Source organism: Gluconacetobacter dulcium, assembly GCF_014174165.1.
Classification (GTDB): domain Bacteria; phylum Pseudomonadota; class Alphaproteobacteria; order Acetobacterales; family Acetobacteraceae; genus Gluconacetobacter; species Gluconacetobacter dulcium.
The window spans coordinates 12,834-26,781 of the sequence record NZ_JABEQN010000034.1 but is presented as its reverse complement, the minus strand read 5'-3'; the positions used below and the strand labels follow the sequence as shown (position 1 = coordinate 26,781).

13 protein-coding genes are annotated in these 13,948 nt (G+C 67.6%); 2 read left to right on the top strand and 11 right to left on the bottom strand.

All coding sequences use genetic code 11. The features are described from left to right. Positions 1 to 51: 51 nt before the first annotated feature. The 8 genes from HLH25_RS18795 to hpnA all read right to left on the bottom strand — a co-directional run bounded on the left by HLH25_RS18795 (position 52) and on the right by hpnA (position 9,573). Positions 52 to 1,254 carry an acetate/propionate family kinase gene (locus HLH25_RS18795; protein ID WP_182975533.1) on the bottom strand — a complete coding sequence of 401 codons (1,203 nt, stop codon included), beginning with the start codon at positions 1,252 to 1,254 and terminating at the stop codon, positions 52 to 54. A 223-nt stretch (positions 1,255 to 1,477) separates the two neighbouring features. Continuing rightward, positions 1,478 to 2,104: a nucleoside phosphorylase-I family protein gene (locus HLH25_RS18790; protein WP_182975545.1), complete on the bottom strand. Its 627-nt coding sequence runs from the start codon at positions 2,102 to 2,104 to the stop codon at positions 1,478 to 1,480. Positions 2,105 to 2,157: 53 nt separating this feature from the next. After that, positions 2,158 to 4,083 (bottom strand): squalene--hopene cyclase, encoded by a 1,926-nt coding sequence (shc, locus tag HLH25_RS18785; protein WP_246402754.1) that lies wholly within the window; start codon positions 4,081 to 4,083, stop codon positions 2,158 to 2,160. A gap of 135 nt (positions 4,084 to 4,218) precedes the next feature. Then, positions 4,219 to 5,517 carry a hydroxysqualene dehydroxylase HpnE gene (gene hpnE / locus HLH25_RS18780; RefSeq protein ID WP_182975531.1) on the bottom strand — a complete coding sequence of 433 codons (1,299 nt, stop codon included), beginning with the start codon at positions 5,515 to 5,517 and terminating at the stop codon, positions 4,219 to 4,221. A gap of 4 nt (positions 5,518 to 5,521) precedes the next feature. Beyond that, positions 5,522 to 6,403 carry a presqualene diphosphate synthase HpnD gene (gene hpnD / locus HLH25_RS18775; protein WP_182975530.1) on the bottom strand — a complete coding sequence of 294 codons (882 nt, stop codon included), beginning with the start codon at positions 6,401 to 6,403 and terminating at the stop codon, positions 5,522 to 5,524. Positions 6,404 to 6,489: 86 nt separating this feature from the next. After that, the gene (gene hpnC, locus HLH25_RS18770) at positions 6,490 to 7,398 is read right to left on the bottom strand and encodes a squalene synthase HpnC (RefSeq protein WP_182975529.1); all 909 of its coding nucleotides are present in this window, start codon (positions 7,396 to 7,398) and stop codon (positions 6,490 to 6,492) included. Further along, positions 7,395 to 8,561, bottom strand: coding sequence for a glycosyltransferase (locus HLH25_RS18765; RefSeq protein ID WP_182975528.1), 1,167 nt, complete (start codon positions 8,559 to 8,561; stop codon positions 7,395 to 7,397). Before HLH25_RS18765 ends, hpnC begins: the two co-directional genes overlap by 4 nt. Positions 8,562 to 8,577: 16 nt before the next feature. Further along, positions 8,578 to 9,573, bottom strand: coding sequence for a hopanoid-associated sugar epimerase (hpnA, locus tag HLH25_RS18760; RefSeq protein WP_182975527.1), 996 nt, complete (start codon positions 9,571 to 9,573; stop codon positions 8,578 to 8,580). A gap of 198 nt (positions 9,574 to 9,771) precedes the next feature. Between hpnA and HLH25_RS18755 the strand changes: the two genes are divergently transcribed. Beyond that, a complete protein-coding gene (locus tag HLH25_RS18755; protein WP_182975526.1) occupies positions 9,772 to 10,818 on the top strand; it encodes a lysylphosphatidylglycerol synthase domain-containing protein in 1,047 nt (348 codons plus the stop codon). 13 nt (positions 10,819 to 10,831) lie between these two features. After that, on the top strand, positions 10,832 to 11,734 hold the full coding sequence (locus HLH25_RS18750) for a prephenate dehydrogenase/arogenate dehydrogenase family protein (RefSeq protein ID WP_182975525.1): 903 nt from the start codon (positions 10,832 to 10,834) through the stop codon (positions 11,732 to 11,734). 183 nt (positions 11,735 to 11,917) lie between these two features. Here HLH25_RS18750 and HLH25_RS18745 read toward each other — a convergent pair whose 3' ends face one another. The 3 genes from HLH25_RS18745 to HLH25_RS18735 all read right to left on the bottom strand — a co-directional run bounded on the left by HLH25_RS18745 (position 11,918) and on the right by HLH25_RS18735 (position 13,893). Continuing rightward, positions 11,918 to 12,628, bottom strand: a complete 711-nt coding sequence (locus HLH25_RS18745; protein ID WP_182975524.1) for an SDR family oxidoreductase — start codon at positions 12,626 to 12,628, stop codon at positions 11,918 to 11,920. Positions 12,629 to 12,727: 99 nt separating this feature from the next. Next, positions 12,728 to 13,144 carry a carboxymuconolactone decarboxylase family protein gene (locus HLH25_RS18740; RefSeq protein ID WP_182975523.1) on the bottom strand — a complete coding sequence of 139 codons (417 nt, stop codon included), beginning with the start codon at positions 13,142 to 13,144 and terminating at the stop codon, positions 12,728 to 12,730. Positions 13,145 to 13,218: 74 nt separating this feature from the next. Next, positions 13,219 to 13,893, bottom strand: coding sequence for a peroxiredoxin-like family protein (locus tag HLH25_RS18735; protein WP_182975522.1), 675 nt, complete (start codon positions 13,891 to 13,893; stop codon positions 13,219 to 13,221). Positions 13,894 to 13,948 lie beyond the last annotated feature (55 nt).

Genomic DNA, 13,948 nt, shown 5'->3' with positions numbered 1-13,948 from the left:
TTTCGTTCCTTTCCTTTGTGACGTTGCCGGCGGCATCATGCCTGTCCCGGACTATGCCTGCATGAGACTGGCCGCGACGTGACGCCGGATCATGCTTTCCTCATCCGTCGGGATCACCCGCACCTCCACCGTGCTGTCCGGCGTGCTGATCACGGCCGCATGGGCATCATTGGCGGCCTGGTCCAGCCGCACGCCCAGCCAGGCCAGGCGGGCACAGGCCGCCTGCCGCATGGCGGCGTCATGCTCGCCGATCCCGGCGGTAAAGACCAGCCCGTCCAGCCCGTCCAGCACCGGGATCATGGCCCCGATCTGCTGCACCAGCCGATAAGTGAACATCTCCAGCGCCTCGCGGGCCGCCGCGTCGCCCGCCGCACGCTCCTGCAAATCCCGCACGTCGCTGGATACACCCGACACACCCAGCAGGCCGGCCTGATGATACAGCACCTTCTCGATCCCCGCCGCATCCAGCCCTTCGGCGCGCATCATGTACAGCAGCACGCCAGGGTCGATCTGCCCGCAGCGCGTGCCCATCACCAGTCCGTCGAGAACCGAAAACCCCATCGTGGTCTCCGTGCTGCGCCCCGCCGCCATGGCGCACAGGCTGGCACCATTGCCCAGATGCGCGACAATCGTCCGCCCCGCCGCCAGCCGGGGCGACAGGCCCGGCAGGCAGGAGGCGATATATTCGTAGGACAGGCCATGGAAGCCATAGCGCCGCACACCCTTCGCCCCATAGCTGGCCGGCAGGGGCAGCCGCGTCGCGGTGTCGGGCAGCGTGTGATGAAACGCGGTATCGAAACAGGCGATCTGCGGCAGGTCGGGCTGCAACGCCAGCAGTACGCGGATCGGCCCCAGGCTGGCCGGCTGATGCAGCGGCGCCAGCGGCGTCAGCGCCTCCAGCCGCGCGAGCGTCTCGGGCGTGATGCGGATGGGCGCCGCGAATTCAGCCCCGCCATGCACCACACGGTGCCCCACCCCCAGAAGCGGCACATCGCCCAGATGAGAGGTCACCCAGTCCAGCAGGCAGGCGACCGGGCCATGGTGCGGGTCTTCACCTTCGGGGGCGGGCGCCGGCCACGTCTGGTCGATCAGCACCGCACCATCGGCACCGGTGGCCCGAAAATGCGGGTGGGTGTTCAACCCTTCCAGTTGCCCATGCGCGATCCGGCGCGCCTCGGCTCCCGGCTCCTGATGAAACAGGGTGAATTTTACGCTGGAAGAACCGGCATTGAGCGCCAGAATTGCCGTCGCCATGGAAGCCCCGTTTCCTTGCTATCCGCTATGCCACGCATCCTAACGTCCGGCAGGGACAAGGATCATTGACCCGTATCAAGATTCCTGGGGGCTCGTTGTTGTTCTTTTTTGAAAAAAAGAACCAAAAAACTTTGATTCGGTCAGGAGCCGTGTGTTTGCGCCATACGATGCCCCCGAACGAGAAAAAGTCTTTTTGCTTCTTTTTCTTCAGAAAAAGAAGACCTTAGGCAATATCCCGCAACACCTGCACAGCCCGCGCCCGCGCCTGCGCCGCGTCACGCCCCAGGGCGATCAACGCGGGAATCTGCACCGGCCGACGCAACACACTCAGCAGAATGCCCCCCAGCCCGATCCCGCCATCAGGCTGCAACGCCAGCACCGCCGCCGGCGGCAGCGAACGGCCGGCCGGGTCGCACACCACCCGCAGCACGGCGAACGGCAGACCCGCCCGTACCGCACCCTCGGCGACAAACCCGCTTTCCATATCCAGCCCGGCGCAACCGGTACTCCGGAACAACGCGCCCTTGCGCCCGGCGGTCGCCACAATGTCGTCGCTGTGCAGCAGATCGGTGCTCACCCGGTCGGGCCGTCCATCGCCCAGCCACGCAAGCAGCCAGGGCGCCGCCGCCAGCAGCCGCCCATCGGGCAGCCGCACATGCCGGGGCACCAGCACCGCACCGGGCCGCAGATCGGGGTCAAGACCAGCCGCCAGCCCGAAGGAAAGCAGCGCCTCCACCCCCTGCCGCACCAGATCATCGACGGCGGCGCGCGCCCCCTCGGCCGTGGCCCCGCTGATGCCGACGCGCGCGGCTGGCATCGCGGCCCGGACCAGAGCAGCCTCGGCCTCCATCCCCACCACGACGCCCAGGCACGCGGCCGGCGGCACATCAGGCCCGGTCACGCTCAGAAACCGAACGCGACGCGGCGGGTGTTGCTGGACTCCAGGTTGCGGTAGCGCGACAGCGCCATCAGCGGGAAGAACTGCCGATAACCATGGTAGCGCAGATAGAAAACCTTGGGGAAACCGACGGCATTATACGGCTCCTCGTCCCATTCCCCGTCTTCCTTCTGGGTACGGGCCAGATAGGCCATGCCCCGCGCCACGGCGGGGTCGTCGCGCAGGCCGGCGGCCATCAGGCCCAGCGTCGCCCACGCGGTCTGCGACGGCAGGCTCTCGGTATAGAGGCCCGGCGTCGCGCCCTCGAAAGTGGCGCAATCCTCGCCCCAGCCACCATCCTCACGCTGGACGGAGCGCAGCCAGTCCACCGCGCGCACGATGGCCGGATCGTCATGCGACACGCCGGCCGCGTTCAGCGCGCACAGCACCGACCATGTGCCGTAGATGTAGTTGGTGCCCCAGCGGCCGAACCAGCACCCCTCGGCCTCCTGGTCGGAGCGCAGATAAGCGACCGCCCGCTCGATCATCGGCCGATCCTCGGGATGGCCAAGCTGGGCCAGGAACGAGACGCAGCGCGCGGTCACGTCGGCGGTCGGCGGGTCCAGCAGCGCACCATGATCGGCAAACGGAATATGGTTCAGAAAATCCATATTATTGTCGATATCGAACGCGCCCCAACCGCCGTTGGTGCTCTGCATGCCCAGTATCCACTGGCGCGCACGCTCGATCGCATCATGATGGGCCGGATCGCCCTCGCGATGCAGCAGCATGCCGACCACGGCGGTGTCATCCACGTCCGGGTAATAATCGTTGTTGTACTGGAAGGCCCAGCCTCCCGGCGCCACATCGGGGCAATTGATCGCCCAGTCACCCTTCACGTCCAGGATCTGCCGGCTCCGCAGCCACTCCGCAGCGGCGGCCAGCTTCTTCTTCGTCTCGTGGGGGCGGATGCCATCGGGGCCGGAGGCCGCCTCGATCATCGCATGGCCGGCCAGGCCGGTATCCCAGATCGGCGAGACGCAGGGCTGGCAATAGGCCTCGTCCCCATTCTCCACCAGCAGCCGCCGCACCGACTCCCACGCCGTCGCGGCGCGCGGGTCGCTGTCGGGCACGCCCAGCGCGCGATACATCATCACGGAATTGGCCATGGCGGGATAGATCGCGCCCAGCCCGTCCACCCCGTTCAGACGCGGCTCGATGAAATCGACCGCCGCCTTGATCGCCCGGCGCCGCGTCGCCTCGGGGATCAGCCGCTCGCCGGGCCGCACCACCTTGTCCACATATTTGAACACCCGGCCCAGCGTCGACCGGTAGGGGCCACGAATCCAGTCCCGCACCTGCGCGGGCGGGGTGACGAACAGTTCGGGCACATGCACGTCGCGCGGATTGACCGCGCGCGGCCTCAGCGCCGCCAGCACCAGCAGCGGCGCGATCACCGTCCGCGACCAGTAGGACATGTTCCAGACCGAAAACAGCGCCTTGCGCGGCAGCAGCATCAGTTCCACCGGCATGGCCGGCGTCGCGTGCCAGGGCACCTCGCCGAACAGCGCAAGCTGGAAGCGGGTAAAGACGTTGCTGCGCTCCGCCCCGCCATGGTCCAGGATCGCCGCCCGCGCCCGCGCCATGTGCGGCGCGTCGATGTCGTCGCCGATCGCCTTCAGCGCGAAATAGGCTTTCACGGTCGCCGAAAGATCGAACCTGCCGCCGTGATACAGCGGCCAGCCGCCATGATCGCCCTGGATACGCCGCAGATAGACGCCGATCCGCGCCTCCAGATCCGGCTCGATCCGATCCAGATAATGCTCCAGCAGAACATATTCCGCCGGAATGGTGGCATCGGCCTCAAGCTCGAACACCCAGTGCCCGTCATCGTTCTGCCGGCGGCCCAGTGCCGCGTGGGCGGAATCGACCGCCTGGTCGATTTCGATCATCGGCACCACCGGGTCCGCCGCACCGGCGGAAGGACGTTCAAGGGTATCGGTCGCGTTCACCATCATTCCATTGTCTCCCGCCCCATCGGCGGGACCTGTCCAAAATGCCAGCCATTCACAATTCCGGCGGCTGGCTCATCGCCGGAGAGGGTCGCGGGCGGCCCGGGCCGCGGTCACGCCGGACCTGATCGCACCTTCGATTGTCGCGGGCAATCCCGTCGCCGTCCAGTCCCCAGCCAGAAACAGGTTGTCCAGCGCGGTGCGCACCGGCGGTCGCAACCGCTCCTGGGCCGGGGTCGCGGCGAAGGTGGCGCGCCGCTCACGCACCATGCGCATGGGGGGCATGTCCAGCGGCAGGGGTCGCGCCAGGGCCGGTTCCACCGCCGCGCGAACCTCGTTCCAGATCACGGCCGCCAGTTCGTCATTGTCCCGGTCGGCATAGCGGTTGGCGGCGCTGACGGTCACCGACAGGATATCGTCCTTGACGAACACCCACTCGCTGATCCCGCCGACGACACCGATAAAGCGGGCACGCCCCAGCGCCCCAAGGGCCACAGGCGCCGGATCGAGCCGGAAATGGACATTGACGATGCTTTCGAACGCATCGGGCACGCGCAGGTCCGGCAGCACGTCCCCCAGCAGATCGGCCGCCACGGGCGCCGTCACGGCCATGATGAGCCTATCGTCCCCGTCCAGCGTCACGTCGCCGTCCGGCAGGCGCAGGCCGGTGGCACGGCCATCGGCGGTCGTAATGCCCGACACGCGGCACCCGGTACGCACCTCCGCCTTCATCAGCGCCAGATGGTCCAGCGCCGGATCGACGAAACTCTCCGACAGGCCGACGGCAGGGAAACGCGGCAGGCAGGCCCGCCCCCCCTTGGCCAGGCTTTCGCGGATCACCGCCCCCAGCAGGGCGGCGCTGCCGGTCTCGCACAGCGTGTTCAGGGCCGAAATCGCGAACGGTTCCAGCAGACGGGTCGAGAGCATGCCCGGCAACAGACACTCCGCCACCGTCTGGTCCGGTCCGGCCCGCATCAGCCGCATCAGCGACCGGACCTCGCCCAGCCGCATGCCCGGCACGCGCCGATGCGCCGAAAACAGCCAGAACGGGAGCAGCCCGCGCGACAGATCCAGCGTCCAGCGCGCGCGATCCCCCAGATCGACGAAGGGAAAGATCGGCCGATCGGGACCGACCAGCGTCTTCTCCGCGCCGATCAGGCCCAGATAGCGGAACACCGCATCGTTGGCCGACAGCAGCAGATGGTTGCCATTGTCGATCCGGCAGCCGAGATGCCGGTCGTGATAGGACCGCGCCCGCCCGCCACAGGCCGGCCCGGCCTCGTAGACCGTCAGCCGCCCGCCGCTGCCCGCCAGTTCGACCGCCGCCGACAGGCCGGCCAGCCCGCCACCGACGATATGGACATGCCCCGCCATCGTCCTATCCCACCAGGGCGCGGGCGGCGATCAGCAGCTTGCGCGGCCGCGAGAGCGACACCCGCCGTTCCGGATGGCGCCAGCCCTGCCGCTCCTGCGCCGTCAGAATCGCGCCGTAGGTCGCCCCCATCAGGCGGGCCGGCCGCATCGCCAGCCGGTTGCAGCGCGCCATTGCCCGATGCGCGGCACGGAAATGGTCGCGCGCCCGCCCTGCCAGCACCCGGCACACACCTTCCAGCCCCTGGGCACGCGGCGCCCGCGCGGGGTCCAGCGGCACGTTGAAGCGGGTCAGCAATTCGCGCGGCAGATACAGCCGGCCGAGCCGCGAATCCTCCGCCACGTCACGCAGGATATTGGTAATCTGCAAGGCGCGGCCCAGATGGTACGCCACACGGTCGGCCTCTTCCGACGCATCGCCGAACACCCGCACCGACAGGCGCCCCACCGCCGAGGCCACCCGGTCGCAATACAGGTCGAACGTCGCCTCGTCCGGCGCGACGACGGGGCCGCGCGCATCCATCATCATCCCGTCGATCACCGCGTCGAAATCCGCCTGCCGCAGCGAAAAACGGGCGATCACCACCGCCAGCACCCGGTCCAGCGCATCGTCGGTCCGGCCTTCATACAGCCCGGCGATCCGCTGCCGCCAGGCTTCCAGCCGCGCTTCCTTGTCATCGACCGCGCCTTCGTCGTCCGCCACATCGTCCACCAGCCGGCAGAAGGCATAGACGGCATACATGCCGTAGCGCCGGTCGGGCGGCAGGATACGCATCCCCTTGCCGAACGAGGTCCCCGACGCGCTCACCACCGCCTCGACCTGCGCCAGATCGGCCGGATCGCATCCCAGGGGGGGCGCCTGAACCGTGCGTGCCCGCGTCAATTCCATTCCCGCCTTCCCGCTTCCATCATCCGTATCACTCCGCGGCAGGGTTTATGGCGGATCGGCGCCCAAGACAAAACCCCACCCTACCATCAGGGCAGCACGCGCAGGGCACCCGCCAACGCCCCCACCGCGTCGCCGCGCGTCAGTTTCACCCGGCCCGCCAGCGGGTCCTGTCGCCGCAGCCGTCCGGCCAGACGCCGCGCCAGCCCGACGATCACCGCACAATACAGCCGCATGCGCCGGTCGCGCACCAGCCCGGACAGGCGCGCGGCCTCGTCGTTCAGCCCGTCCACCCGGTCCAGCAGCGCGTTCATCACCCGCCGCAACCCCGGCGAGGCATGGCCCGCCCGCAGATCGTCCACCGACGCCCCCTCGCGCGCCAGCCACGGCAGCGGCAGATAGCAGCGATCCAGCGTGCGCAGATCGTCGGCGCAATCCTGCAAATGGTTCAGCACCTGCAAGGACGTGCACAGCGCGTCGGACGGGCCGAACGTCTCCGCGCGCTCGCCATGCAGTTCCAGCAGGAACCGCCCGACCGGATTGGCGGAATACCGGCAGTAATCGGCCAGTTCCTCCCAGGATTCATAGCGGTTCTTCACCGCATCCTGGCGAAAGGCCACGATCAGGTCGGTCGCGGTTTCGACCGACACCCCGGTCACCGCCAGCGTCCGCCCCACGCGCACCGCCGTCTGCGCATCGCGGCGCAACGGGGCCTCGCGCCGGCCCCGCACCACGTCTTCCATCGCATTCAGCCGCGCGATCTTGGCCTCGGGCGTCAACCGCTCATTGTCGACGATATCGTCGATCACCCGCGCGAAATCATAATAGGCATGCACATGCGGGCGCAGCCGCCGGCTGATCAGCAATGAGCCGACGGGAAAATTCTCGTCGGAAGCCCCCTTGCCGGACGACACATCCTCGGTTCCCCACACGTCCTGATCGGTCGGCGCGGCGGTATCCTGCGGGCTCTGGGTCGCGTTCACATACTGTCCTGTCATTTTGGCGGGGCGTTCCCGTTCGGTTCGCGATAGGCGCGGCTTTTCCACACCACGCCACGCCCTCGATGATGGTCGATGGCCGACCCGACGGTGGCGGCGGTATAGAACACGGCCACCAGCGGCAGAAACAGGGCCAAGGCCGGCGAAAGGCGAAAGCGCCGCAGCGTCGGCACGAAGGACGCCATCGAGACGACCCACGCCGCCGCCCCCAGCAGGCGCGGCAACCCATGGCCGAACAGCGCCAGCAGCATCGGCGCGATCCAGACCAGCACCATGCCCAGCACGGTGCCCACCAGCAGCAGCGGCGAATAGCGCAACTGCACATAGGCGGTCCGCGCCACCATGCGCCAGATATCGCCCGGATGCGGATAGGGCCGGATCGAACGCGCCAGCCGGCTATGCCCCAGATACAGCCGCCCCCCGCTGCGCTTCACATGCATGGCCAGGGTGCAATCGTCGATCAGGGCACCGCGCAGCGATTCGATGCCACCGATGCGCGCCAGCGCCTCCCGATGGATCAGGATCGACCCACCCGCCGCCCCGGCGACGCGGCTGCCCGGATCATTGACCCGCGCGAACGGATAGAGCAGCGCGAAGAAGAAGACGAAGGCCGGCACCAGCATCTGTTCCGCAACGCTGGCGCAGTTCAGCGCGACCATCTCCGACACCATGTCCAGCCCGTCGGTCCGCGCCTTGGCCACCAGGGTCGCGATGTGGGCCGGATCATGCGTGATGTCGGCATCGGTCAGGAACACATACCCCGAATCCGCAGGCACCTGGCGCCGCACCTCGGCCACGCCCTGCGCCACGGCCCACAGCTTGCCGCTCCACCCGGAAGGCCGCTCGCCACCGGTCACGACGGTCAGCCGGCGCAACGGGTCGGGCACCGCGCGCGCCAGATCGCCGGTCCCGTCGGTGCTGTTGTCATCCACCAGAACCAGCGACAGCGGGCCGGGATAGGACTGCTCCAGCAGCGACCCCACGCAGGCCTGCACCGACCCGGCCTCGTCACGGGCCGGGACGACGATGCAGACCGGCGGCCAATCGTCCCCGGCAATGGCAACCGGGTCCAGAATCGGCCCCCCCTGCCAGAAACGGCCATGAAAACAGATCAGAAACAACCAGATCAGGGCGCAGAGCAACGCCGTCAGCAGCAGGACCATCGTCTTGGCATCCGTCTTATTTCAGCATGCCATTCTGGCGGAACCACGCCACCGCATCCGTCACCGCGTCACGCGCCGGACGCGGCGCATAGCCCAGTTCCCGCTCGGCCTTGTCGGAGGAGAAGAACATCTTCTTCCGCGACATGGCCAGCATTTCGCGCGTCACGCGCGGCGCGATGCCAAACCCGCGCGACAGCCATTCCGACACCACCGCCACCGGCCAGATCACCTCCTGCGGCAGGCTGACGCGCGGCGGCTTCACGCCCGCGATCTGCGATGTCATGGCGAACAGGTCGCGCAGCGCCAGGTTCTCGCTGCCCAGGATGTATTTCTCGCCGATCCGTCCCCGTTCCAGCGCCAGGGCATGCCCCTCCGCCACGTCATCGACATGGACGAGGTTCACGCCCGTATCGACATAGGCCGGCATCTTGCCCGCCGCGCAATCCAGGATCATCTGCCCGGTCGGCGTAGGCTTGATGTCGCGCGGCCCCACGGGCGTCGAGGGGTTCACGATCACCGCCGGCAGGCCACGCTCGCGCACCAGGCGCAGCACTTCCTGCTCCGCCCGGTATTTCGACCGCTTGTAGATGCCGATCACCGCATGCTCATGCACCGGCGTGGCCTCGTCCGACACCGTGCCGTCGCCGATCAGCCCCAGCGCCGCCACCGAGGAACAATAGACGATCCGCTCCACCCCCGCGTCCTGCGCCGCCAGCATCAGCCGCCGCGTGCCCTCCACATTCGCCGTCATCATCGGCGCCGGGTCGGGCACCCACAGCCGGTAGTCGGCGGCGACGTGAAATACATAGCGGCAGCCGCGCACCGCATCGGCAAACGTCGCGGGGTTGGAGAGATCGCCCTCGACCATCTCGGCCGGCAAATCGCGGATATTGCTCAGGTCGGCGCCCTTGCGGGCCATCAGCCGCAGGCTGTGCCCCCGCTGCAACAGCGTGCGGGCAACGGCCGAACCGACGAATCCGGTCGCGCCGGTAACAAGCGTGGGGGCAGTCATGATCCGATCAAATGCTCCGGAAGGTCCCGCCCGCGCGGCCCCGAGGGGTCGTGCGGACGGCGGAAGGCGGGGCACCATTTATCCCGACACCACATGGTGGCGCCAGACCCTCCTCTAGTGTAAGTCAGGCCCAACCCATGCGTCGGCCCCCTCCCTGGCGGAGTGGCCATGGCGCGGCAGACGAAGTGCGGTCAATCCTTGAAAAAACTCACGATCCTGCTGGCCTTCCTGGGACTGGCCCTGATTACCGGATGCACCGCATGGCTTGGCGCGGGGTCCGTGCTGAAGGCGGTCCTGTCCATCGGCATCGTCGGATTCGGCGCCACCATCCTCGCCCAGCTTGCAGTGGATGCAATCCTGGGCGTCGCCTGGCACGCGGCCTGCCGCGAGATCGGGCTGGCCCACCTGACCATGGCCCGCATGGTCCGCGACGCGGCGGCGACCTGCCTGCCCTTCTCGCAGCTCGGCGGCATCCTGATCGGCATCCGCGCCACCGGCGCCGAGGCCACGCCCCGCACCGGCGGCCGGTCGATCGACTGGCCCGAGGCCGCCAGCGCCAATATCGTGGACCTGACGACCGAGGTGCTCGGCCAGATCGTGTTCGTGCTGATCGCGGTGGTGTTCCTGGTCGTGCACCAGCAATCCAGCCCGTTTGCCAAGCCGGTCATCATCGGCACGCTGCTGCTGGCCGTGGGCATCGGCGGCTTCATCTGGACCCAGCAGCACGGCGGCACCATCCTCAAGCGCATGGCGCGCGGCCTCAGCCGCAACATCGCCTCGCAATGGCACAGCGCGATGCTCAGCCGTGCCGACACATTGCAGGAGAAGCTGGACGAGATGTGGTCGCACCCCGGCCGCATCGCCGAGGCCGCGGCGGTCCATCTCGTCGCCTGGATCGGCAGCGCCGCCGCCATCTGGGTCGGCTATTATTTCCTCGGCGCGCATCTCAGCCTCAGCGGCGCCATCGTGATCGAGGGCGTGGCCTGCGGCATCATGTCCGCCTCGTTCCTGGTGCCCGCCGGCCTGGGCGTGCAGGAAGCCGCCTACATCGCACTCGGCTCGGCCTTCGGCATCGACCCGTCGATCTCGCTGGGCCTGTCGCTGCTGCGCCGGGGCCGCGACCTGGCCATCGGCGTCCCCGTCCTGCTGCTGTGGCAGGCCGCCGAGGTGCGCCGCCTGCGCGGCAGCCGCGCGAATGCCACCCCGGAGGACGGTCCCTACCCCGCCTCCGAACGCTCGCGCTGAACCGCCTCCCGCCATGACCGAAACCCCGACCGCTTCCCCCCTGTTCGGCACGCTCGCCGTCATCGGCCCCGGCCTGATCGGCTCGTCCATCCTGCGCCGCGCCCAGCGCGACGGCACGATCGCCCGCGAACTGGTGGCCTGCGACATCGACCCCGCCGTCCGCCAGCGCGTCACGGAACTCGGCATCGCTGACCGCGTGGAAGCCGATCCCCTCCGTGCCGCCGCCGACGCCGACTGCGTCATCCTCTGCGTGCCCGTGGGCGCCATCGCCACCGTCGGCGCCCAGATCCTGCCGGTCATGAAACCCGGCGCGATCCTCAGCGAGGTCGGATCGACCAAGCAGTCGATCATCAACGCCATCGCTCCCGCCCTGCGGCCCGACATCCCCTTCGTGCCCACCCACCCGATGGCCGGCACCGAATATTCCGGCCCCGACGCCGGCTTCGCCACCCTGTTCGACGACCGCTGGTGCCTGCTGACACCGCTGGAAGACACCGACCCGGCGGCCACCGCGCTGGTGGAGACGATGTGGCACCGCCTGGGCGCGCGCACGCGCATCATGGACCCGGCCCATCACGACCGCGTCTGCGCCATCGTCAGCCACCTGCCGCACCTGCTGGCCTTCACCATCTGCGGCACCGCCGACGACCTGGCCGACGAAACCCGCTCCGAAGTGCTGGATTTCGCGGCCTCCGGCTTCCGCGACTTCACCCGCATCGCGGCATCCGACCCGGTGATGTGGCGCGACATCTTCCTGAACAACCGCGAAGCCCTGCTGGAAATGCTGGCCCGCTTCATGGAAGACGCCCAGGCCATGGCCCGCGCCATCCGCTGGGGCGACGAGGATTTCATCGTCGACCGCATCGAACGCGGCCGCCACATCCGCCGCAGCCTGCTGGAAAACCGCCAGGCCTGAAGATCAGGTCTCAGAGCCTGACCGAACATGCGCGCTGGCGGCGTGTCCCCCGCGCGTTTCCTCCGCGCGTTTTCTGGGCTTCGGTGCTCATGGCCATCAAGGCCACTCCGCTCCGATGCTCGGAAACACATGTCGGGCGCGGCCCGAAACGGGCCGCTCTCGCTCGCCAGCCCACATGTTCGGTCAGGCTTTTCCGATCGAGGCTCCGCCGTCGATATGCAGGGTCTGCCCCGTCATGAACGATGCGTCTTCCGACAGCACAAACGCGATCGCCGCCGCCACTTCTTCCGGTCTTCCGAACCGCTTCATGGGGACACTCGATAGATAGCGTTTTTCACCATCGCTGCCGGGCATGTTGTTGGCGCGAAACAATTCGGTCTCTGTTGGGCCAGGAGCGACGGTGTTGACCGTAATCCCGGTCGTGGCAAGTTCGAGGGCCCACCCCCGCGAAAAGCTGATCAGTGCCGCCTTCGCCGCGGCATAGGCGGTCCGTTGCACGGCCCCAAGGGCTGTCAGGCTGGATATGTTGACGATGCGTCCCCAACCACGCGCCTTCATCCCCGGCAGAAGGGCCTGGGCCGTCAGGACAGCCGGGTGAAGATTGACCCGCATGACCTCGTCGAGAGCCGACAGGGAAACCTCTTCAAGAGATTGTGCCCTGACGAGGCCGACATTGTTGACGACACCATCGAACGCGTGCTGCTCCGCAAGCTCGGCGCACAGGCGTGCCGTTGCATCGCTGTCGGCAAGATCCGCCTGCACAAGAGTGCCTGGAAAGCCGTCCGTGCGATTGCGCGCCAGACCGACGACGCGATGACCCTGCTTCGCCAGATTATGCGCCAGAGCCAGGCCAATGCCCTTGCTGGCGCCGGTAATCAGAAAGGTTCGTTGCATTGTCGGGTCTCCAGGAGTGAAGGGGAGCGGGAGGAAGCGAAAAAGGCACCGCAGACAGGGTCATGCCGCGTTCCGATGCCTGCGGCCCCCCGCCCTGTTTCAGAGAAGGCCGCGATGGCCTGCATAATCGGCCGTCTTGTCCAGCCCACGCTCGGCTATGATTTTTGTGGCGATCGGCAGGACGTTCGAGATGGCTGGAAATCCGACATAAGGGAGCATCTGGATCAGCGCTTCTTCGATCTCGCGCAGCTTCATGCCGTGGTCGAGCGCGAAATTCATATGCAGACCGAATTCGTGCGGCTGTCGCAGCGCCACCATGACTGTCATGGTAATGAGGCTTCGGCGCGGCTGGTCGAGACCATCGCGCGTCCAGATGTCGCCGAAAACGTGATCGACCGCGTATCCGGCAATATCAGCCCCGAATGTGCTGGACGCGGCGGCGGCGGCAAGGCGCTCGGACGGCTCAGGCCCCATCAGGGCGCGTGTTGCCGCGTTGCCTTTTTCTCTCGGTGTCATCGTCTGTCTCCCGTTTTCTGATCGTCCGCGCCAGCCCCGAACACCATGTCGGGCTGGCGAGGACATCGCGCTGATCAGGCCGTGACGTTCGCGGCTTTGCGCAGGGCCGGGAGCATGTCTTCAGGCTCGGGGCGGCGGGTATAGTCCGGGTTGACCTCGGCGTAGAGAATCACGCCGTCCTGGCCGATCACGAAGCGGCCCGGCATCGGCAGGGTCCAACTGTCGTCACCGTTGAAGCCCGGCAGATCGTTCTTCAGGTTCTGGTAGAGTTCGACCAGATAATCCGGCAGCGCGAAACGCAGGCGGAATTTTGCGGCCACATCGTTATGCGTGTCCGACAGGATCGGGAAATCAAGCGCGTTCTGGCGCACCGACTTGCGGCTGTTGACCACCGTCTGCGGCGAGATGGCGATCAGGTTTGCGCCCAGTGCGCGGAACGACGGCAGGGCGGCTTCGAGCGCCTGTAGCTCCATGTTGCAGTAAGGGCACCAGACGCCGCGATAGAAGCTCACGACCAGCGGCCCCTTCGCCAGAAGATCGGCGGAGGACACCGGATTGCCTTCCGGATCGTCCAGCGTGAAAACCGGAGCCCTGTCGCCAGCCTTGAGCGCCTTTTCGGCGGCACCGGAGGCGATCAGTTCGGCGGTGGCACGGCGCATCACCTCGATGACGGCATACGGCACGTTGTAGGGTGGCTTGCCGGCTTCAAAGTCGGTTTTGAAGGCGTCGAGTTTTTCCTGAAGTGACATGGTGGTTTCCATTATGGCTCGTCGTGACATGCTCGGGATAGAGCGATGCGCTGCG